We start from the raw sequence: 20,507 nt of genomic DNA, 5'->3' as shown, positions 1-20,507 counted from the left end.
TATCTTAGTAGTCTTCTAGGATATCGCCGATTGGGTCGTTAGAAGTTGCGGCTCCTCCGCCACCATTTCCACCAGTTTTAGAAAGGTGAAGGTAGATAAGAGCGATAGCAACACCGATAGCACCGAATCCGATTAGAGTAATATCTGACACAGCAGCGAGAACGAAACCAAGAGCGAAGAATGGCCATACTTCACGAGTTGCCATCATGTTGATAACCATGGCGTAACCAACGGCAACGACCATACCACCACCGATAGCCATACCATCTTTGAGCCAGTCTGGCATGGCACTAAGGATACTTTGTACAGTTTCAGTTGGTACCATAAGGAGAAGAGCTGCAGGAAGCGCGATACGAAGTCCTTGGAAAAGTAGCGCAATGAAATGAGCACGCTCCACAGCGCCGAAGTCACCTTTTTTAGCGGCAGCATCAGCAGTGTGAACCAATCCAACTGAAATTGTACGAACAATCATAGTTAAGAATAGACCAGCTACGGCAAGAGGGATAGCAACCGCTTGGGCAACACCGATACCAGTCTTGGTAAAGTCACCACCAAGAACCATGATAATGGCAGCAGCGACAGAAGCAAGTGCAGCATCAGGAGCGATAGCAGCACCGATATTTGACCAACCAAGGGCAATCATTTGAAGCGATCCACCGAGGATAATCCCTGCTTCCAAGTGACCTGTTACAAGCCCAATAAGGGTACAGGCTACAAGTGGTTGGTGAAATTGGAACTGGTCGAGGATGCCTTCAAGACCTGCAAAGAAGGCTACAACGACTACTAAAACCATAGAAATAATAGACATGTTTAAAATCCTTTCATAAATAATGGCTTATTTGACATTGGCTTTGTTAATCAAGTCAAACAAATCTTTTTTAGAATCATTTGGTACTTTACGGACATCAAATTCAACACCCAAGTCACGCATTTTTTCAAATGTAGCAACGTCTTCTTTGTCCATAGACAAAACGGTATTGACCAATGTTTTACCTGTTGAGTGAGCCATAGAACCAACGTTAAGAGTCTTGATTGGCACGCCGCCTTCGATGGCACGAAGGGCATCTTGAGGTGTTTCAAACAAGATAAGGGCATGTGTTTCTCCAAAACGTGGGTCTTTTGAAATCTCAATCAGTTTTTGAATTGGAACCACGTTAGCCTTGACATTACCTGGAGCTGCTTGTTTAATCAATTCTTTACGAAGGTCGTCTTTAGCCACATTATCTGAAGCAACGATGATACGATTTGCTTTTGAATCTGGAGTCCAAGCAGTTGCAACCTGACCGTGAAGTAGACGTGTGTCAAGACGGGCAAGATTGATTTTCAATTTACCGTCTCCGATAACAGTTCCTTCTGGGATAGCAGTTTGGGCACCTGGAGCAGCTGCAGCGCTTGCAACTTCTTCAACTGGATTTAGCTCTTCTGGAAGAGCTTTGATGCCATCTTTGGCTTCTTTAATGATATTAGCAGCGACTTTTTCTACACCTGCAGCAGCGTCCATGAGGCGCTCTGTGTAGGCTTGAATCAACATCGGTAAGTTAAGTCCTGTGATGATGGCAAACTTACGCTCAGGATTTTCTCCCATCACGCGACTAGCTTGGTTAAATGGAGAACCACTCCAAAGGTCAGCCAAAACTAGAACCTCATCTTCTGCGTCAAATGCAGCAACAGCGTTATTAAACTTAGCGTATAGATCATCAGGACCTTCATTTGGCATAAAGGTCACAACTTGAACCTTTTCTTGTTCACCAAAGATCATAGATCCTGACTGATGAATACCCGCAGCAAATTCGCCGTGGCTCGCAATAATGATTCCGATACTCATTATTGTCATTCCTCCTTTTTTGTTTTAGTTTTCATTTAAGAAAACTTTAAGACTGTTTAAGTATAAACCGTTTTCATAAAAAAAGCAACTATTTATCATAAAAAATTAAAAAAATTTATTTTTGTATGTTGATATGTTGAGTTTTTGAGGAGTAATCTTGAATTCTTATTTAAAATTTAATATAAAAAAGTTGGAAGAAGCTTCCAACTTTTAAAATAGGTTTCTATTAGATTAGTGGGTGAAGTCGAGTACCATACGTCCTTGGATTTGGCCTTTTTCCATTTCGTCGAAAATGGCAACAGCATCTTCTACTGGACGTTTTTGAACAACTGGGACTACCAGACCTTCTGCACCAAATTGGAAGGCTTCTTCTAAGTCTTTACGAGTTCCGACAAGAGAACCGATGACTTGGATTCCATCGAGGACTGTTTTAACGATGCTGAGTTCCATCATTTCAGAAGGAAGACCAACAGCGACGACGCGACCACCAGCACGAATGGAATCAACAGCCTGGTTGAAGGCAACTTTAGACACAGCAGTTACGACAGCTGAATGAGCTCCTCCATCAGTTTTTTCTTTAATGAGTCCAGCTACATCTTCAACTTCGAGGCCGTTAATCACAATGTCAGCGCCTACTTCTTTTGCAAGGGCAAGTTTGTCATTGTTGATATCGACTGCGATAACATGAGCATTGAATACTTTTTTAGCGTATTGAACAGCGAGGTTACCAAGTCCACCAGCACCGTAAAGAACAACCCATTGGCCTGGTTCAACTTTTGCTTCTTTGATAGCTTTATAGGTTGTTACTCCAGCACATGTGATAGAAGAAGCTTGGGCTGGATCAAGTCCGTCAGGAACTTTGACAGCATAGTCAGCAGTTACGATACATTGTTCAGCCATACCACCGTCTACTGAGTAGCCAGCATTTTTCACTGTACGGCAAAGGGTTTCGCGACCAGTTGTACAGTATTCGCAAGTGCCACATCCTTCAAAGAACCAAGCAACGCTGACGCGGTCACCGACTTTAAGGCTTTTCACATCTGGAGCAATCTCTTTAACGATACCGATACCTTCGTGCCCAAGAACACGTCCTGGGACTTGACCAAAGTCACCATGAGCAACGTGGAGGTCGGTGTGGCAAACGCCACAGTATTCAACTTCTACAAGTGCTTCCCCAGTTTCAAGTGGACGGAGTACTTTTTCTTCAATAGCAACACCAGTGCTTTCTGTATTTACAACAACAGCTTTCATAGCTATCCTCCTTGATATTGACCGAGAACAGGGACAACGGGACTGGATTGATTTTTTGTCAACAGAGTCGAGTGTGACGAGCTCTCTTGTATTTATATGTGAAGTATATCACAAAAGAAAGCCTTTTCCAAGGTTTTGGAGACAAAAAGTAGAACAATCGATTAACTGGTTGATGAGACTGTGAAAAGAGCACAAAGACCAGCTTGCAAGCTGGTCATACTCTTCGAAAATCTCTTCAAACCACGTCAGCTTCATCTACAACCTCAAAGCAGTGCTTTGAGCAACCTACGGTTAGCTTCCTAGTTTGCTCTTTGATTCTCATTGAGTATCAGTATAGGTTATAAGAATAAGTCTTGTAGGGTTTTGGCAACCCCATCTTGGTCGTTGGTAAGGGAAATTTGCTCATCTGCATGAGGGAGTAGCTCTGGATTGGCATTTTTCATGGCATAACCCTTCCCAGCAAAAGCGAGCATTTCGGTATCATTGTGTTCATCTCCAAAGGCAATCAAATCTTTTTTGTCACGATTCATTATCTTGAGCAAGTAGTCCAAAGCAAAGGCCTTGTTGACACCTTTTGGGGTACATTCAAGGATATTGAGCGGACCTCCCCAGGTATTGATAGAAAGTTGATGCTGGTAGAAGGCGTTCATGTCTTTTGCCAAGGCATATTTGTCACTGGCTCTGGTCTGCAAGAGGATACAGTTAGGGTCCTTGGTCACCAATTCAGGCTGGAATTGATCTTCAGGCTGGAAAGCTTCTACACCAAATAGTTTGGGATTGGCAATTTCTTCATTGGGATTTGTAATGTAGAATTTTTTACGATATTCTCCAGCGATAAAATCGGCTTGAATGTCCTCTGAACGTTGAACCATATCTAGCAGATATTTTTTGTCTACAGTCAAACACTTTTCAAAATCCCAAACTTGGTCTGGTAAATGAGTAAGGGATCCGTTGAAGTTAATCATAGGAGTGTCTAAGCCCAGTTCACGGTAAAAATCTTTTGACATACGGTAAGGGCGACCTGTCGTAATAATAACCTGATGGCCTTTTTCAGCAACTTTTTTGATGGTTCTTTTGGTAAAGTCAGAAATTTGACTGTCTGAGTTGAGCAGGGTTCCATCCAGGTCAACTGCAATAATTTTTTTCGTCATATGGACCTTTCTAGTGTGTTTTCAGATAAGATGTCTTCTATTATAACAGAAAGCAGGCAGAAAAGCAGATTCCAAACAAAAAATGAAATTGGATTAATTTCTTAAACAAATCAAACAAAGACATTGAAAAAGTGAATGATAAATGATATAATTATATTATTGTTCGTAAAAATTAAAAGGAGATTGATGATGGACAAATTATTTAAACTAAAAGAGAACGGTACAGACGTTCGTACAGAGGTTCTCGCTGGTTTAACAACTTTCTTTGCAATGAGCTATATTCTCTTTGTAAACCCACAAATACTTTCACAAACAGGAATGCCTGCTCAGGGCGTCTTCCTAGCGACGATTATTGGTGCAGTAGCGGGTACCTTGATGATGGCTTTTTATGCTAACTTACCTTATGCCCAAGCGCCAGGTATGGGACTCAATGCCTTCTTTACCTTTACAGTTGTATTCGGGCTTGGTTATTCTTGGCAAGAAGCCCTAGCTATGGTCTTCATCTGTGGGATTATTTCATTGATTATTACCTTGACAAATGTTCGTAAAATGATCATTGAATCGATTCCCAATGCTCTTCGCTCAGCTATTTCAGCTGGTATCGGTGTCTTCCTTGCCTATGTAGGGATTAAGAATGCTGGACTTTTGAAATTCACGATTGATCCAGGCAACTATACTGTTGTAGGAGAAGGGGCTGACAAAGCTCAAGCAACGATTGCAGCAAACTCTTCAGCAGTTCCAGGATTGGTCAGCTTTAATAATCCAGCTGTTTTAGTGGCTCTTGCAGGACTTGCCATTACTATCTTCTTTGTCATCAAAGGGATTAAAGGGGGAATTATTCTCTCTATCTTGACAACAACTGTTCTTGCTATTGCAGTTGGTTTGGTTGATTTGTCTAGTATCGATTTTGCTAATAACCATGTTGGTGCAGCTTTTGAAGATTTGAAGACAATCTTTGGTGCAGCTCTTGGTTCAGAAGGTTTGGGAGCTTTGGTTTCAGATACAGCTCGCTTGCCTGAAACTCTGATGGCCATTCTTGCCTTCTCATTGACAGATATTTTTGACACAATTGGTACCTTGATCGGTACAGGTGAAAAAGTTGGTATTGTAGCGACAAATGGTGAAAATCACCAATCAGCCAAATTGGATAAGGCTCTTTACTCTGATTTGATTGGAACGACAGTCGGTGCCATTGCAGGTACTTCAAACGTAACGACTTATGTTGAGTCTGCTGCTGGTATCGGTGCAGGTGGACGTACTGGTTTGACAGCCTTGGTTGTAGCTATCTGTTTTGCGATTTCAAGCTTCTTTAGCCCACTTCTAGCGATCGTACCAACAGCGGCTACAGCTCCAATCTTGATTATCGTTGGGATTATGATGCTTGGTAGCTTGAAAAATATCCATTGGGATGATATGTCTGAAGCAGTTCCTGCCTTCTTCACATCTATCTTTATGGGATTCAGCTACTCTATCACTCAAGGGATTGCAGTTGGTTTCTTGACTTACACTTTGACTAAGCTTGTTAAAGGTCAAGTTAAAGATGTTCATGTCATGATTTGGATTTTGGATGCCTTGTTTATCCTTAACTACATCAGCATGGCCTTATAATAGAATGACCCAGGGGGATTTCCCCCCTTTTTTAATACAAAGGAGATAGGTGATGAAAGAGAAAAATATGTGGAAAGAATTGTTGAATCGTGCAGGCTGGATTTTGGTCTTTTTACTTGCCGTCCTTTTATATCAGGTTCCCCTAGTGGTTACCTCTATTTTGACTTTAAAAGAAGTAGCCCTGCTACAGTCAGGGCTGATAGTTACTGGTATTTCTATTGTGGTTCTGGTGCTATTTATTATTGGAGCTCGTAAAACGCAATTGGCAAGTTTTAATTTTTCTTTTTTTAGAACTAAGGATTTGGCACGTTTGGGCTTGAGTTATTTAGTCATTATCTGTTCAAATATACTTGGTTCCATCTTGTTGCAACTGTCAAATGAGACGACAACAGCTAACCAGTCTCAGATTAACGATATGGTTCAGAATAGTTCTCTGATTTCTAGCTTCTTCTTGCTAGCCTTGCTTGCTCCAATTTGTGAGGAAATCTTGTGCCGTGGGCTTGTTCCTAAAAAGATTTTCCGAGGCAAGGAGAACTTGGGATTTGTAGTCGGTACGATTGTGTTTGCTTTATTGCATCAACCAAGTAATTTACCTTCTTTATTGATTTATGGAGGTATGTCGACAGTTCTATCTTGGACGGCCTACAAGACCCAACGTTTGGAAATGTCGATCTTGCTTCACATGATTGTTAATGGGATTGCTTTCTGTTTGTTGGCTCTTGTGGTGATTATGAGTCGGACATTAGGAATTTCTGTGTAAAAGTTTTTATGTAGGAACCGACCTCTTTCTACTAGGGAAAGATGAATGCAATCGTGTCCATCTTTTTCTTTTTATGGTAAAATAGAAAAATAATATGATGAAAAGCCTTGAGGGAGTGACCGATATGTCAAGTAAAGCCAATCATGCAAAAACAGCTATTTGCGGAATTATCAATGTAACCCCAGACTCCTTTTCGGACGGTGGTCAATTTTTTGCACTTGAGCAGGCGCTCCAGCAGGCTCGTAAATTGATAGCAGAAGGAGCCAGTATGCTCGATATCGGCGGAGAATCGACTCGGCCGGGAAGTAGCTATGTTGAGATAGAAGAGGAAATCCAGCGTGTTGTTCCAGTGATCAAAGCGATTCGCAAGGAAAGTGATGTCCTTATTTCTATCGATACTTGGAAAAGTCAGGTGGCAGAGGCTGCTTTGGCTGCGGGTGCCAATCTAGTTAATGATATCACTGGTCTCATGGGTGATGAAAAAATGGCCCATGTGGTTGCTAAAGCTGGAGCGAAAGTGGTCATCATGTTTAACCCAGTTATGGCTCGACCTCAGCATCCTAGTTCGCTTATCTTCCCTCATTTTGGTTTTGGTCAAACCTTTACAGAAAAAGAGTTAGCTGACTTTGAAACATTGCCAATCGAAGACTTGATGGTGGCTTTCTTTGAACGAGCACTAGCGAGAGCGGCAGAAGCTGGTATTGCACCAGAAAATATCCTGTTGGATCCAGGAATTGGCTTTGGTCTGACCAAGAAAGAAAATCTCCTCCTTTTACGGGACCTGGATAAACTACATCAGAAGGGCTATCCAATCTTTCTCGGAGTGTCGCGCAAGCGATTTGTCATCAATATCCTTGAAGAAAGTGGGTTTGAAGTCAATCCTGAGACAGAGCTTGGTTTCCGAAATCGGGACACGGCTTCGGCTCATGTAACTAGTATCGCTGCGAGACAGGGTGTAGAAGTGGTGCGCGTGCATGACGTAGCTAGTCACAGGATGGCAGTTGAAATTGCCTCTGCCATTCGTCTGGCTGATGAAGCGGAAAATTTAGATTTAAAACAATATAAATAAGATGAAAGAAATTGAAAACAATCAGTGGATTGCTAACTACCGGACGGATCAACCGCATTTTGGCTTGGAACGAATGGTGGAACTGTTAGCTTTGCGTGGCAATCCCCATCTCAAACTCAAGGTCCTCCATATCGGAGGGACTAACGGCAAGGGATCGACTATTGCTTTTTTGAAAAAGATGCTAGAAAAGCTAGGGCTGAGAGTTGGCGTGTTTAGCTCGCCCTATCTCATTCATTACACAGACCAGATTAGCATCAATGGGGAATCGATCTCAGAAGCGAGGCTAGAAGCTCTCATGGCAGACTATCAGTCTTTGCTGGAGGGAGAAGCGGTCGCCAATTTACAGGACACAACCGAGTTTGAGATTATCACAGCCCTGGCCTATGACTACTTTGCCTCAGAGCAAGTAGATGTGGCCATCATGGAAGTTGGCATGGGTGGACTTTTGGATAGTACCAATGTCTGTCAGCCCATTTTGACAGGAATTACAACTATTGGCTTGGATCATGTGGCCCTACTTGGTGACACCTTGGAGGCCATAGCAGAGCAGAAGGCAGGTATTATCAAACAAGGGATGCCCTTGGTAACAGGGCGTATTGCTCCAGAAGCCTTGACTGTGATTGACCGCATTGCGGAAGGGAAAGATGCGCCGAGACTTGCCTACGGGACAGATTATCAGGTTCGTCATCAAGAAAGTGTGGTGACAGGGGAAGTCTTTGACTATACAAGTGCTGTCAGACAAGGTCGCTTCCAGACTAGCCTGCTTGGTTTGTACCAAATAGAGAATGCTGGGATGGCCATAGCTTTACTTGATACTTTTTGTCAAGAAGATGGTCGAGAGCTAGCAAGCAATGACTTTCTTGGTCAAGCCTTGGAAGAAACAAGTTGGCCAGGGCGTTTGGAAATCGTGTCAAGAGATCCCTTGATGATTTTGGATGGAGCCCACAATCCCCATGCTATCAAGGCCTTGTTGGTAACCTTGCAAGAACGTTTTGCAGATTATCATAAGGAAATCCTCTTCACTTGTATCAAAACCAAGGCCTTGGAGGATATGTTGGACTTGTTGGGAGCCATGCCAGATACCGAGCTTACTCTAACACATTTTGCGGATAGTCGGGCGACGGATGAAAGCGTGCTGAAAGAGGCAGCTAAGTCTAGAAATCTCAGCTACCAAGATTGGCATGATTTTCTAGAGCAGAATTTGACAGATAAAAAAGAAGAGAAACAAACAGTTAGGATTGTCACAGGTTCCTTGTATTTCTTGAGCCAAGTGAGGGCCTATCTGATGGAGAGGAAGAACGAGAATGGATACACAAAAGATTGAAGCAGCTGTAAAAATGATTATCGAGGCTGTAGGAGAGAACGCTAATCGCGAGGGCTTGCAGGAAACACCTGCTCGTGTAGCCCGTATGTATCAAGAGATTTTTTCAGGTCTTGGTCAAACAGCAGAGGAACATTTGTCAAAATCCTTTGAAATTATTGACGATAATATGGTGGTAGAAAAGGATATCTTTTTCCATACCATGTGTGAACACCACTTCTTGCCATTTTATGGTAGAGCGCACATTGCCTACATTCCAGATGGTCGTGTGGCAGGCTTGTCTAAGCTAGCCCGTACGGTTGAAGTTTATTCGAAAAAACCACAAATTCAAGAACGTTTGAATATCGAAGTGGCCGATGCCTTGATGGACTATCTAGGTGCTAAAGGAGCCTTTGTTGTCATTGAGGCGGAACATATGTGTATGAGTATGCGTGGTGTTAGAAAACCAGGCACTGCAACCTTGACGACAGTAGCTCGTGGTCTATTTGAAACAGATAAGGACCTCCGCGACCAAGCTTATCGTTTAATGGGGCTATAAAAAGAATCCGCTTCAAGCGGATTTTTCTAGAAAGGAATCATTATGGATCAACTGCAGATTAAGGATTTGGAAATGTTTGCCTATCATGGTCTTTTTCCTAGTGAGAAAGAATTGGGGCAGAAATTTGTCGTTTCAGCCATCCTATCCTATGATATGACCAAGTCAGCTACAGACTTGGATTTAACAGCCTCTGTCCATTACGGAGAATTGTGTCAGCAGTGGACGACTTGGTTTCAGGAAACGAGTGAAGATTTGATTGAAACGGTAGCCTATAAACTGGTGGAACGTACCTTTGAGTCTTATCCTCTTGTCCAAGAAATGAAGTTGGAACTGAAAAAACCTTGGGCACCGGTGCATTTGTCACTAGATACTTGCTCGGTAACCATCCATCGCCGCAAGCAACGAGCCTTTATCGCCCTAGGAAGCAATATGGGAGATAAACAAGCAAACTTGAAACAAGCCATTGAGAAAATGCGAAATCGAGGTATCCATATTCTCAAAGAGTCCAGTGTCTTAGCGACGGAGCCTTGGGGTGGTGTTGAGCAGGATAGCTTTACCAATCAAGTGGTTGAAGTAGAAACATGGTTGCCTGCCCAGGTGCTATTAGAAACCTTGTTAGCCATTGAGTCAGAGCTGGGACGGGTGAGAGAAGTGCATTGGGGCCCTCGTTTGATTGATTTGGACTTGCTCTTTGTGGAGGACCAGATCCTTTATACAGACGACCTCATATTGCCTCATCCTTACATAGCGGAACGCCTTTTTGTCCTTGAGTCCTTACAGGAAATTGCGCCTCATTTTATCCATCCGATATTAAAACAACCGATCCGCAACTTGTATGATGCTTTGAAAAAATAGAAAAACTCTAGTTTTCAGTCACTTGCAACTGAAGGCTAGAGTTTTTATACTCTTCGAAAATCAAATTCAAACCACGTCAGCGTCGCCTTACCGTACTCAAGTACAGCTTGCGGCTAGCTTCCTAGTTTGCTCTTTGATTTTCATTGAGTATTAAAATAGGTCATTTTCTTCTGGGAGGAGGATAGTTTCTCTACCGTCCATGTCTAAAACCAGTACTCTTGGGGGATAACGAGGGTCGAAAGGATGGTTAAAGTCAAAATCAATGGCTGTAGGGAGGTGTTGACTTGAAAAGTGGAAGGTAATCTTTCCTTGGTTATTAAGCAATTGAAACTCGAGTTCTTCTTCCAATTCAAAGACATTTTTTAAGAAATGATCGATGATATACCAAAAAGAGTCAATGATGTCATCGGGCAAGCTGGTAACAATGCCAAAACTAGCAGATCGCATGTGGGTATTGGTAAAAGCCATATCTCTGTCCCCTTTCTTTTCCCTTATCATACAGCAAATAGGATTAAAAATCAAGAAAAGGTGATTTTTTGAAAAGGATTTTAGTTACAGGGAGAAATAGGGAAAAAATTCCTAAAAATCTACCGAAGTTAATAGGTAAATTCCCAAATTAACTTGATTATATAACTTTCAGTTACTTTGAGAAGTTACCGAAAAATATTTTTCATATCTATTGACTTTTAGGGGTAAAATTTGGTATGATAGTAGGCGGTATTGTTTACCCCATTTGAAAGGCCCCGGAACCTTCCAAATACTTTTCGATGGGAAGGAACACCCATCACCGTAAACAAAAATCGAACTATATATAGGAGAAATCATGAACAAAACAACATTTATGGCTAAACCAGGCCAAGTTGAACGTAAATGGTACGTAGTTGACGCAACTGATGTACCACTTGGACGTCTTTCTGCAGTAGTTGCTAGCGTACTTCGCGGAAAAAACAAACCAACATTTACACCACACACTGATACAGGTGACTTCGTGATTGTTATCAATGCTGAAAAAGTTAAATTGACTGGTAAAAAAGCAACTGATAAAATCTACTACACTCACTCAAACCACCCAGGTGGATTGAAACAAATCTCTGCAGGTGAACTTCGTTCTAAAAATGCAGTACGTTTGATTGAGAAATCAGTTAAAGGTATGCTTCCACACAATACACTTGGACGCGCTCAAGGTATGAAGTTGAAAGTATTTGTTGGAGCTGAGCACACTCACGCTGCACAACAACCAGAAGTTCTTGACATTTCAGGACTTATCTAAGGAAAGGAACAATAAAGTATGTCACAAGCACAATATGCAGGTACTGGACGTCGTAAAAACGCTGTTGCACGCGTTCGCCTTGTTCCAGGAACTGGTAAAATCACTGTTAACAAAAAAGATGTTGAAGAGTACATCCCACACGCTGACCTTCGTCTTGTCATCAACCAACCATTCGCAGTTACTTCAACTGTAGGTTCATACGACGTTTTCGTTAACGTTGTAGGTGGTGGATACGCTGGTCAATCAGGAGCTATCCGTCACGGTATCGCTCGTGCCCTTCTTCAAGTAGACCCAGACTTCCGCGATTCATTGAAACGCGCAGGACTTCTTACACGTGACTCACGTAAAGTTGAACGTAAGAAACCAGGTCTTAAGAAAGCTCGTAAAGCATCACAATTTAGTAAACGTTAATTCGAAAGAATTACTATACTTATACAGAGCACCTTTCGGGGTGTTCTTTTTTTATACTTTCTTACTAAATTGGTGCAATTGACACAGTTGTTGCGACTTTAGTCGCTTACAAATGTGGCTGCAACCTGACATGGTCAGTTGCCTCAAAACGTTAATCAATACGATTATATCAACGTTTCAAAGCACTCAAAAGTTTACCTTATTTTTATAGTAATGTGAAATAAGAATAGGACAAACTGAGGATAGTCAAATCGAATTCTAACAATGTTTTAGAAGTAGAGGTGTACTATTCTAGTTTCAATCTACTATATTATGGATAATGCAAGATTCCATAGAATGGGTAAGTTAGAACTCTTGTGTGAAGAGTTTGGGCATAAACTTTTACCTCTTCCTCCCTACTCACCTGAGTACAATCCTATTGAGAAAACATGGGCTCTTTTGTCCTGCTCTTGTTTCAATTGACTATAAATCGCTATAAGAAAAAATCATTTTATTGGTATAAAGAAGTGATTGAAAGTAATGGCGAAACGTTAGATAATTAGTTCATAAAAAACAAGTTTAGATCCTCATCTAAACTTGTTTTTTTAAAATTGAAGGATGATTTTGAAGGATATAAGATGACATTGACTATTAATGTATATTATAAAGGTGATGGAGATAGTGCAATAAAGTTTGCAAGAGAAATGCTTGATAGTGGCCTTGTTGAAGAAATTAGAAATCAAAAAGGTAACTTGAAATACGAATATTTTTTACCAATTGAAAAAGAGGGAACTATTCTCCTTATTGATCAGTGGATAAATCAAGAAACTTTAGATAAGCATCATCAATCAAAGACAATGCAGAAAATCTTAGATTTAAGAAAAAAATATCACTTGCAGATGCAAGTTGAACGTTATATAGAAGATGATTCTGGGATGCCAGAAAGCGATAAGTCGTTTATAGACACAGGGAATTAGAATTATTGTGAGAGTTTTTGTAGTTTGAAAGTATTGAAAATCGTAAAGATATCATTACGAGAATACAAGAAGATATTGTTCTATTTCCATTAAAAATTACTTCTTTCCTTAACAATAAGGAAAAAGAATGCGTTTTCATATTTTGGTTTGAGGTTTATAATAAGAGTATCAAAGTCAGGAGGAAAAAAGATGACTACTTTTAAAGATGGATTTTTATGGGGTGGTGCTGTTGCTGCTCATCAACTTGAAGGTGGATGGCAAGAAGGTGGCAAGGGAATTAGTGTTGCTGATGTTATGACTGCTGGTCGTCATGGAGTAGCTCGTGAAATTACTTCGGGAGTTTTAGAGGGTAAATATTATCCAAATCATGAGGCGATAGATTTTTATCATCGTTATAAAGAAGACATAGCACTTTTTGCTGAAATGGGATTCAAGTGCTTCCGTACCTCTATTGCATGGACGCGTATCTTTCCAAAAGGTGATGAGTTAGAGCCGAATGAAGAAGGATTACAGTTTTATGATAATCTTTTTGATGAATGCTTAAAGAATGGTATTGAACCTGTCATCACTCTATCTCATTTTGAAATGCCTTATCACTTAGTGACCGAATATGGTGGTTGGAAAAATAGGAAATTGATTGATTTCTTTGCTCGTTTTGCAGAAGTCGTATTTAAACGTTACAAAGATAAGGTTAAATATTGGATGACTTTCAATGAAATCAATAATCAAGCGAATTATCAGGAAGATTTTGCACCATTTACTAACTCAGGTATTGTATATGAGGAAGGTGATAATAGAGAAGCAATTATGTATCAAGCAGCACATTACGAATTAGTTGCTTCTGCACGAGCTGTAAAAATTGGTCATGAGATTAATCCAGATTTTCAAATAGGTTGTATGATTGCGATGTGTCCAATTTATCCAGCTACTTGCAATCCTAAGGATATCTTAATGGCAATGAAAGCTATGCAGAAGCGTTATTATTTTGCTGATGTGCATGTTTTAGGTAAATATCCTGAGCATATTTTCAAGTATTGGGAACGAAAAGGTATTTCAGTTGATTTTGCTGCCCAGGATAAAGAAGATTTACTTGGTGGGACTGTAGATTACATTGGTTTCAGTTACTATATGTCCTTTGCTATCGACTCTCATCGTGAAAATAATCCTTATTTTGATTATCTTGAAACAGAAGATTTAGTGAAAAATAATTATGTTAAGGCTTCTGAATGGGAGTGGCAAATTGATCCAGAAGGTTTACGTTATGCGTTAAATTGGTTTACAGACCACTATCACTTACCACTCTTTATTGTTGAAAATGGTTTTGGAGCTATAGATCAAGTTGCAGCAGATGGTATGGTACATGATGATTATAGAATTGAATATCTAGGTGCCCATATTCGTGAAATGAAAAAGGCTGTAGTTGAAGATGGTGTTGATTTAATGGGTTATACTCCATGGGGATGTATTGATTTGGTTTCAGCTGGTACCGGTGAAATGCGGAAACGTTATGGCTTTATTTATGTAGATAAAGATGACAATGGGAAGGAAAGTTATAATCGTTCCCCGAAAAAATCTTTTGGCTGGTATAAGGAAGTTATTTCATCTAACGGTGAATCAGTAGAATAGTATAAACAAACTGAGATTATTCTCAGTTTGTTTAGCATATTGAGGTGACATATGATTGGAAGTATTGCAGCAATTTTAACAACATTTGCATTTTTACCACAAGTTTTTCGTGTAGTTAAGACAAAGGACACAGGATCTATTGCTCTAGGTATGTATGTTATGCAAGTTATTGGTATTGCATTGTGGCTTGCTCATGGTATTCGTATAGGAGACTTGCCTTTGATTTTAGCAAATAGTGTTTCATTTCTACTTTCAGGAATAATTTTATTTTATAAATTGAAGTATAAATAATTTTTTTCCATATCATTTAGGAAAATGAGGGAATTGTCATTGGAAACGCTTTATTTTATAATAAAAATAGATAACAGATAAGTCAACTTAGCACAGCTTTGATTGGATTTAAGAAAAGGAGAAAATATTATGGCAAAAGCTTTAATTATTTGTGCAGCAGGAATGTCTTCATCACTTATGGCACAGAAAACAACAGAGTTTCTAAAAGGAAAAGGGAAAGATATTGTAGTTGATGCTATTAGTGCTACTGAAGGAGGGAAAGCTATCGCAGCAGCAGCTTTTGATTTGTATCTTGTCAGCCCTCAAACAAAAATGTACTTTAAGCAATTTGAAGAGGCTGGTTCTAAAGCAGGAAAACCAGTTGTACAAATACCTCCTCAAGCCTATATTCCTATTCCAATGGGAATTGAAAAAATGGCTAATTTGATTCTTGAGAATATTTGATGAACACATGAAATGTCAATAAATATTTAAGTTAAGATAAATTGTTTTGAGTTTGATATAAATTGATTTAAGTGTATAATATGCTTCAATATATGAAAACATACGTTTTAGGAGGGAATGAATGTGTTAAACATTAAAGAGAAAGACATCCTTCAATTTTTAATAAAAAATAAGGAACGTTTTGTTACAAGCAAAGAACTAGCAGAATATTTATCCTGTTCAGATAGAACTGTCCGTAATGTACTGAAATTAATTGAGAAGACAATGATTATTCAAGGAGTCCGGTTGATTTCAAAACAAGGTCAAGGGTATCAAATATTTTTTGAGAATCAAGGCGCTTACCAGGAGTTTAGACAAACTTATGAACTGGAAGAAGACTATACGAAAACTGCGGTTTCAAAAGGTGATGATCGTTTAGTATTTATCTTAAATAAATTATTATTTGAGCAAGTTCCAGTTCTTTTTGATGATTTAGCTGATGAACTTTACGTTAGTCGTTCAACATTATCTCATGATTTCAGAAAGATACGAGTGATGTTATCAGAGTATAATTTGTCCATTGAGAGTAGGGCGAATAAAGGAGTTTATGTCTCAGGCGAGGAACGTGATAAACGACGTTTTATCATAAATTATTTCCTAGAGAATCAATTTTTTAAAACAATACATTGCTATGTAAAATTTAACTTTTTTGATCAAACTGTTCCATTAGAAGAATTTGCTAGAATTGTTTTGGATGAATGCCAAGAGGCCAACCTAAAACTATCTGATTTTGTACTACAGAATTTAGTAGTTCACATAGCATTGTCTGTGATTCGTTTAAAATCCGGATTTGAAATAAAAAATATAGACTGTCAGATGACTGATGATGCAACAGAGAGAAAGGTTGCCCAAAGAATTCTTTCTAAAGTAAGAGAAGTAACAAATCAGGAATTTCCAGTTCAGGAAATAGACTACATTACTTTGCATTTGTTAGCTAAGAGTCAACAATGTCAAAAAAATCAGAAGAATATTTCTGAAGAAGTTTTAAAAAAATCTTTATTTAAAACATTTCAGAATTTAGGATTAGATGATATGTATAACTTTTCTTCAGATTTCCAACTAATTGAAGGATTGATAACTCATCTAATGACACTACAAGTACGTTTAGAAAGCCGGATTACCTTAAATAACCCTTTAGTAGATGAAATTAAACAGAATTATAGTGATATATTCTTTATGACTAGAGAAATTCTTGCAAATATGGACAAGTTCTTGGAGTGGACAATATCAGATGATGAAGTAGCATATGTAAGTCTTCACTTTTTAGCTGCTATGGAACGTAGCAAAGAGAGTACTAAGTTTAATATTCTTGCTATTTGTGCAACAGGATTTGGTGCAGCCCAAATGTTAAGAAATCGTTTGGAAACGGAGTTTGGGAAGCGAGTAGAAGTTGTTGATGTAATAGGCTATTATGAATTGAATCAAGAAAAACTTAAAGGAATAGATTTTATAGTGTCAGCTGTTGATTTATCAAATCTATATTTTCAAATCCCAGTTTTTAAAGTTAGTGTGTTTCTTAAGAGTGATGAGATGGAAATGATTAGAAAAGCTATGGTTCAGATGCAAGTTTCTAGTTATGTACAATCATCAAAGATTAACAAATTTGAAAACAACGGCTTTAGACAGTATTTTAGTAAAGAAAACTTTTTAATATGTACTGAATCAGACAAGGTAAATTTACTTGAAAAGATGGTTGAGAGTTTATCTGTTGGTGAATCAAATGAGTTTGAACAATCTTTACTTTATGGAATTAAACAGCGCGAAGAATTAAGTTCAGTTGTTTTTTCTGAAAAAATTGCAGTTCCGCATCCTATTCAGCCCTTTGGTACAGAGGGAAAGGTTTCGGTTGCAATTTGTAAAGATTCGTTACTCTGGGATAATCAAAGTTCACATGTTCAGCTAGTATTTCTTCTATCTCCATCAATATATGGGAACGAAGGTTTGGCAACTGTGACTAAAAAGATAGTCTCTCTGACAGAGAATGATGAATTGCAAAATCAGCTAATATCTTGCAATAACTTTGAAGATTTTATTAACATATTTGAGAAGATAAAATAGGAGGTTCATATGAATCAAGAGGAACTGCAGGTTGCAGCATTTGAAATTATCCTGCATTCGGGAAATGCAAGGTCAGAAATACATGAAGCATTTGCAAAAATGAGAGAAGGTAGTTTTGATGATGCAGAAAGTAAATTAAATCAATCAAATGAGATAATTCTTGAAGCGCATCATGCACAAACCAAACTCTTGCAAGAATACGCAAGTGGAGTGGAAATTAAAATTGAAATTATCATGGTACATGCTCAAGATCATTTAATGACCACTATGACATTATTAGAAGTAGCAAAGGAAATGTTAGCTCTTTATAAGAAAGTTAACTAAATATGTGTTGTTATATAAGGAGGAAATGATATGGATAAAAAAGAACGACAAAAGATTGAACAACAACGTCGAGAGATGGCTCTAACTAATACTTTTTTCAATCGATATCTTCTTCTACGTTATTCAATAGCACTCTTCTTTTTTGGGAATATTTATTGGCTTTTGAATCAGTTTATTAGTCCCTCGCCTATTATTATTTTCCCCATTATGCTCATAGTATTTTCTATTTTAGCAACTGTTGAACAATTTAAACTCTATGGAAATAGGAAAGAAAAGTTGGGAATAACACTAATGTTTGTTAGAATACAAATGCTTATTTCAATAGGATTACTTGTTTTAACTTGGACAAGTTGGTTTAAGAATCTTTTTCCGATTTTTGAAAATAACCAAGTAGCACGTTTATTTGTTTTTGTAGTTCTTCTATTAGGTTTAGTTCTGAGTTTGTTAGACATTAGAAGAATTAAAAAAATTTATAAACGAACAGATAAGGCTTATCAACAATTTGTCCAATTGGAAAAGAACTCACTTAGTTTATAATCCTGATCTAGTATAATTTGTATTTGAAACCAGTCTTTAGAAAGTAAAAATTATTATGTTTTATTAAGGAGGTCTATTTATGGATCAACAAAACGGGTTGTTTGGTTTTCTTGAAAACCATGTTATGGGACCAATGGGCAAACTTGCTCAGTTTAAAGTAGTACGTGCTATCACGGCTGCAGGTATGGCTGCTGTACCATTTACTATTGTAGGATCAATGTTTTTGGTATTCAGTATTTTGCCACAAGCTTTCTCATTTTGGCCAATTGTGGCAGATATTTTCTCTGCTTCATTTGATAAATTCACATCACTTTACATGGTTGCAAACTATGCGACTATGGGTTCTCTATCTCTTTATTTCGTTCTATCACTTGCATATGAATTGACAAAAATTTATGCAGAGGAAGAAGAACTCAATATGAATCCTCTTAATGGTGCCTTGCTTGCCTTGATGGCTTTTGTCATGACAGTACCGCAAATCATTTTTGATGGTGGAATGATGAAGACTGTGACAAGTCTAAAAGAAGGTGCAGTAATTGCAGATGGATGGGCAATGGGAAATGGAGTCGCACGTTTTGGGACAACAGGGATTTTTACCGCAATCATTATGGCAATTGTGACTGTTCTTATTTATCGTATGTGTGTTAAACATAATTGGGTTATTAAAATGCCTGAAGCTGTTCCAGAAGGAGTTTCTCGTGGATTTACCGCTTTGGTTCCGGGATTTGTTGTTGCATTTGTTGTTATCTTTATCAACGGTCTTCTTGTAGCAATGGGAACAGATATTTTTAAAGTCATTGCAATTCCATTTGGTTTTGTATCCAATCTGACTAATTCGTGGATTGGTTTAATGATTATTTATCTATTGACTCAACTACTTTGGATTGTAGGTATCCACGGTGCGAACATTGTTTTTGCATTTGTTAGTCCAATTGCTCTTGCTAACATGGCTGAAAATGCTGCTGGCGGGCACTTCGCTGTTGCAGGTGAATTTTCTAATATGTTTGTAATTGCAGGTGGTTCTGGTGCAACTTTAGGACTATGTTTATATATTGCTTTTGCCTCTAAATCTGAACAGCTTAAAGCAATAGGACGAGCATCTGTAGTTCCGGCCTTATTTAATATTAATGAACCATTAATTTTTGGATTACCTATTATCTATAATCCAGCCTTGGCTATACCATTTATTTTAGCACCAATGGTTACTGCTACTATTTATTACGTAGCGAATTCTCTAAACTTTATTAAGCCAATTATCGCACAGGTTCCATGGCCAACTCCAGTAGGGATTGGAGCTTTCTTAGGGACAGCAGATCTTCGAGCTGTATTAGTTGCTCTAGTATGTGCATTTGCAGCATTCCTAGTCTATCTTCCATTCATCCGTGTATATGATCAAAAATTGGTGAAAGAAGAGCAAGGTATCTAATAAGTAAAAAAGTATACTCGATGATAGAATCCATATAGTTTAAATAATGAGCGTTAACATTAGCAGTGAAGAGGTCTTTTTAAGATATTCTTCTCTGCTTTTTCATATTTTTTCGCTATGTAGGGTATGAAGCAAAATAGAAAGTAGTTCGAATAGTTGATAAACAGGGAATTGCTGTTATTTAAAAAAAACAATAAAGTAAAGTATGTTATCGTAGAATACGATACAATAGTAAAAAAGCAAAAAGAATGCGTTTTATATTTGGGTTTGAGGTTTATAAAATAGGATAAGCATGCTGAAAACTTAGATATGACAAACAAAATAAAATTTTTAAAAGCTACATAGAAACATGGTATAATGTATCTAAAGGAGGTAGCATATGTCCTTAGATATAGATAAAGAAAAGATGACAATCATGGGAATAGCTTTTGAAAACCGATCCGTTTTTAGGAGTGTTTGGTATGCTTTAAGTACAAATATGATTGAAGGATGGCGACCTACGGTTAGTGATGTTGAAAAATTACGAGATGAAGCTCTTGCTCTGGGGATGACTTAATGAAGCGCAACTGTTATGAGTCTTATGACTATGTTGATCCGGATAATTTATATACCGATCCGGGTTCTTCAGTTCTAAGAAATAAGCAGGAAGGAAAAAAGCACGCGAGCTTGAATATCGTATGATTGCTAGTAAGAGTTTGAAATTATTTATCAATCCTATCTTAGTTAATAGTTTAAAAGTAGTTTGTT

22 protein-coding genes and 1 pseudogene are annotated in these 20,507 nt (G+C 38.5%); 18 read left to right on the top strand and 5 right to left on the bottom strand.

Features of this window, described 5'->3' with window-relative positions; genetic code table 11:
• Window positions 1–4: 4 nt before the first annotated feature.
• From AT689_RS01035 to AT689_RS01020, 4 genes are all read right to left on the bottom strand, one after another.
• The gene (locus AT689_RS01035; RefSeq protein WP_000022715.1) at window positions 5–808 is read right to left on the bottom strand and encodes a PTS mannose/fructose/sorbose transporter subunit IIC; all 804 of its coding nucleotides are present in this window, start codon (window positions 806–808) and stop codon (window positions 5–7) included.
• Between the two features lie 27 nt (window positions 809–835).
• Window positions 836–1,825 carry a PTS sugar transporter subunit IIB gene (locus AT689_RS01030; RefSeq protein ID WP_000021969.1) on the bottom strand — a complete coding sequence of 330 codons (990 nt, stop codon included), beginning with the start codon at window positions 1,823–1,825 and terminating at the stop codon, window positions 836–838.
• Window positions 1,826–2,056: 231 nt separating this feature from the next.
• Entirely contained in the window at window positions 2,057–3,076 is a 1,020-nt protein-coding gene (gene adhP / locus AT689_RS01025; RefSeq protein WP_000649200.1) for an alcohol dehydrogenase AdhP, read from the bottom strand.
• A gap of 338 nt (window positions 3,077–3,414) precedes the next feature.
• On the bottom strand, window positions 3,415–4,227 hold the full coding sequence (locus AT689_RS01020) for a Cof-type HAD-IIB family hydrolase (protein WP_000162362.1): 813 nt from the start codon (window positions 4,225–4,227) through the stop codon (window positions 3,415–3,417).
• 189 nt (window positions 4,228–4,416) lie between these two features.
• Here AT689_RS01020 and AT689_RS01015 point away from each other — a divergent pair, with 189 nt between their 5' ends.
• The 6 genes from AT689_RS01015 to folK all read left to right on the top strand — a co-directional run bounded on the left by AT689_RS01015 (window position 4,417) and on the right by folK (window position 10,378).
• A complete protein-coding gene (locus AT689_RS01015) occupies window positions 4,417–5,835 on the top strand; it encodes an NCS2 family permease (RefSeq protein ID WP_000359282.1) in 1,419 nt (472 codons plus the stop codon).
• A 52-nt stretch (window positions 5,836–5,887) separates the two neighbouring features.
• A complete protein-coding gene (locus AT689_RS01010; protein WP_000660454.1) occupies window positions 5,888–6,595 on the top strand; it encodes a CPBP family intramembrane glutamic endopeptidase in 708 nt (235 codons plus the stop codon).
• A 94-nt stretch (window positions 6,596–6,689) separates the two neighbouring features.
• Window positions 6,690–7,664 (top strand): dihydropteroate synthase, encoded by a 975-nt coding sequence (gene folP, locus AT689_RS01005; RefSeq protein WP_000978138.1) that lies wholly within the window; start codon window positions 6,690–6,692, stop codon window positions 7,662–7,664.
• Window position 7,665: 1 nt separating this feature from the next.
• Window positions 7,666–8,988 (top strand): bifunctional folylpolyglutamate synthase/dihydrofolate synthase, encoded by a 1,323-nt coding sequence (locus tag AT689_RS01000; protein ID WP_000658405.1) that lies wholly within the window; start codon window positions 7,666–7,668, stop codon window positions 8,986–8,988.
• A complete protein-coding gene (gene folE, locus AT689_RS00995) occupies window positions 8,969–9,523 on the top strand; it encodes a GTP cyclohydrolase I FolE (protein WP_000380924.1) in 555 nt (184 codons plus the stop codon). Before AT689_RS01000 ends, folE begins: the two co-directional genes overlap by 20 nt.
• Window positions 9,524–9,565: 42 nt before the next feature.
• Window positions 9,566–10,378 (top strand): 2-amino-4-hydroxy-6-hydroxymethyldihydropteridine diphosphokinase, encoded by an 813-nt coding sequence (gene folK / locus AT689_RS00990; RefSeq protein ID WP_000372544.1) that lies wholly within the window; start codon window positions 9,566–9,568, stop codon window positions 10,376–10,378.
• 150 nt (window positions 10,379–10,528) lie between these two features.
• Here the strand turns inward: folK and AT689_RS00985 are convergent, their stop codons facing one another.
• Window positions 10,529–10,846 (bottom strand): DUF960 domain-containing protein, encoded by a 318-nt coding sequence (locus AT689_RS00985; RefSeq protein ID WP_000886031.1) that lies wholly within the window; start codon window positions 10,844–10,846, stop codon window positions 10,529–10,531.
• A gap of 355 nt (window positions 10,847–11,201) precedes the next feature.
• On the opposite strand from AT689_RS00985, the gene rplM reads away from it, so the two are divergent.
• The 12 genes and pseudogenes from rplM (at window position 11,202) to AT689_RS00925 (ending at window position 20,316) form a co-directional block, all read left to right on the top strand.
• Entirely contained in the window at window positions 11,202–11,648 is a 447-nt protein-coding gene (gene rplM / locus AT689_RS00980; protein ID WP_001044624.1) for a 50S ribosomal protein L13, read from the top strand.
• A gap of 18 nt (window positions 11,649–11,666) precedes the next feature.
• Window positions 11,667–12,059, top strand: coding sequence for a 30S ribosomal protein S9 (gene rpsI / locus AT689_RS00975; protein ID WP_000075973.1), 393 nt, complete (start codon window positions 11,667–11,669; stop codon window positions 12,057–12,059).
• 309 nt (window positions 12,060–12,368) lie between these two features.
• Window positions 12,369–12,521 (top strand): annotated as a pseudogene (locus AT689_RS00970) (transposase); the annotation flags it as partial.
• Window positions 12,522–12,676: 155 nt separating this feature from the next.
• On the top strand, window positions 12,677–13,015 hold the full coding sequence (locus AT689_RS00965; protein WP_000176410.1) for an antibiotic biosynthesis monooxygenase family protein: 339 nt from the start codon (window positions 12,677–12,679) through the stop codon (window positions 13,013–13,015).
• Between the two features lie 189 nt (window positions 13,016–13,204).
• On the top strand, window positions 13,205–14,641 hold the full coding sequence (locus AT689_RS00960; protein WP_000206479.1) for a 6-phospho-beta-glucosidase: 1,437 nt from the start codon (window positions 13,205–13,207) through the stop codon (window positions 14,639–14,641).
• A gap of 51 nt (window positions 14,642–14,692) precedes the next feature.
• Window positions 14,693–14,932 (top strand): SemiSWEET transporter, encoded by a 240-nt coding sequence (locus AT689_RS00955; RefSeq protein ID WP_000580382.1) that lies wholly within the window; start codon window positions 14,693–14,695, stop codon window positions 14,930–14,932.
• A gap of 129 nt (window positions 14,933–15,061) precedes the next feature.
• Window positions 15,062–15,376, top strand: a complete 315-nt coding sequence (locus AT689_RS00950) for a PTS cellobiose transporter subunit IIB (RefSeq protein ID WP_001029637.1) — start codon at window positions 15,062–15,064, stop codon at window positions 15,374–15,376.
• Window positions 15,377–15,493: 117 nt separating this feature from the next.
• Entirely contained in the window at window positions 15,494–17,473 is a 1,980-nt protein-coding gene (locus tag AT689_RS00945) for a BglG family transcription antiterminator (protein ID WP_001101789.1), read from the top strand.
• A gap of 9 nt (window positions 17,474–17,482) precedes the next feature.
• Window positions 17,483–17,797: a PTS cellobiose transporter subunit IIA gene (locus AT689_RS00940; protein WP_001070943.1), complete on the top strand. Its 315-nt coding sequence runs from the start codon at window positions 17,483–17,485 to the stop codon at window positions 17,795–17,797.
• A 30-nt stretch (window positions 17,798–17,827) separates the two neighbouring features.
• Window positions 17,828–18,334, top strand: coding sequence for a hypothetical protein (locus tag AT689_RS00935; protein ID WP_000358304.1), 507 nt, complete (start codon window positions 17,828–17,830; stop codon window positions 18,332–18,334).
• 79 nt (window positions 18,335–18,413) lie between these two features.
• Complete coding sequence (gene celB, locus AT689_RS00930; protein ID WP_000372720.1) at window positions 18,414–19,760, top strand: PTS cellobiose transporter subunit IIC; 1,347 nt, start codon at window positions 18,414–18,416, stop codon at window positions 19,758–19,760.
• 379 nt (window positions 19,761–20,139) lie between these two features.
• The gene (locus AT689_RS00925; RefSeq protein ID WP_000050751.1) at window positions 20,140–20,316 is read left to right on the top strand and encodes a hypothetical protein; all 177 of its coding nucleotides are present in this window, start codon (window positions 20,140–20,142) and stop codon (window positions 20,314–20,316) included.
• Window positions 20,317–20,507 lie beyond the last annotated feature (191 nt).

The organism is Streptococcus pneumoniae, assembly GCF_001457635.1.
GTDB classification, from domain to species: Bacteria; Bacillota; Bacilli; order Lactobacillales; family Streptococcaceae; genus Streptococcus; species Streptococcus pneumoniae.
Note: the sequence above shows the minus strand (reverse complement) of the source record. Positions and strands in the feature narration are given on the sequence as shown.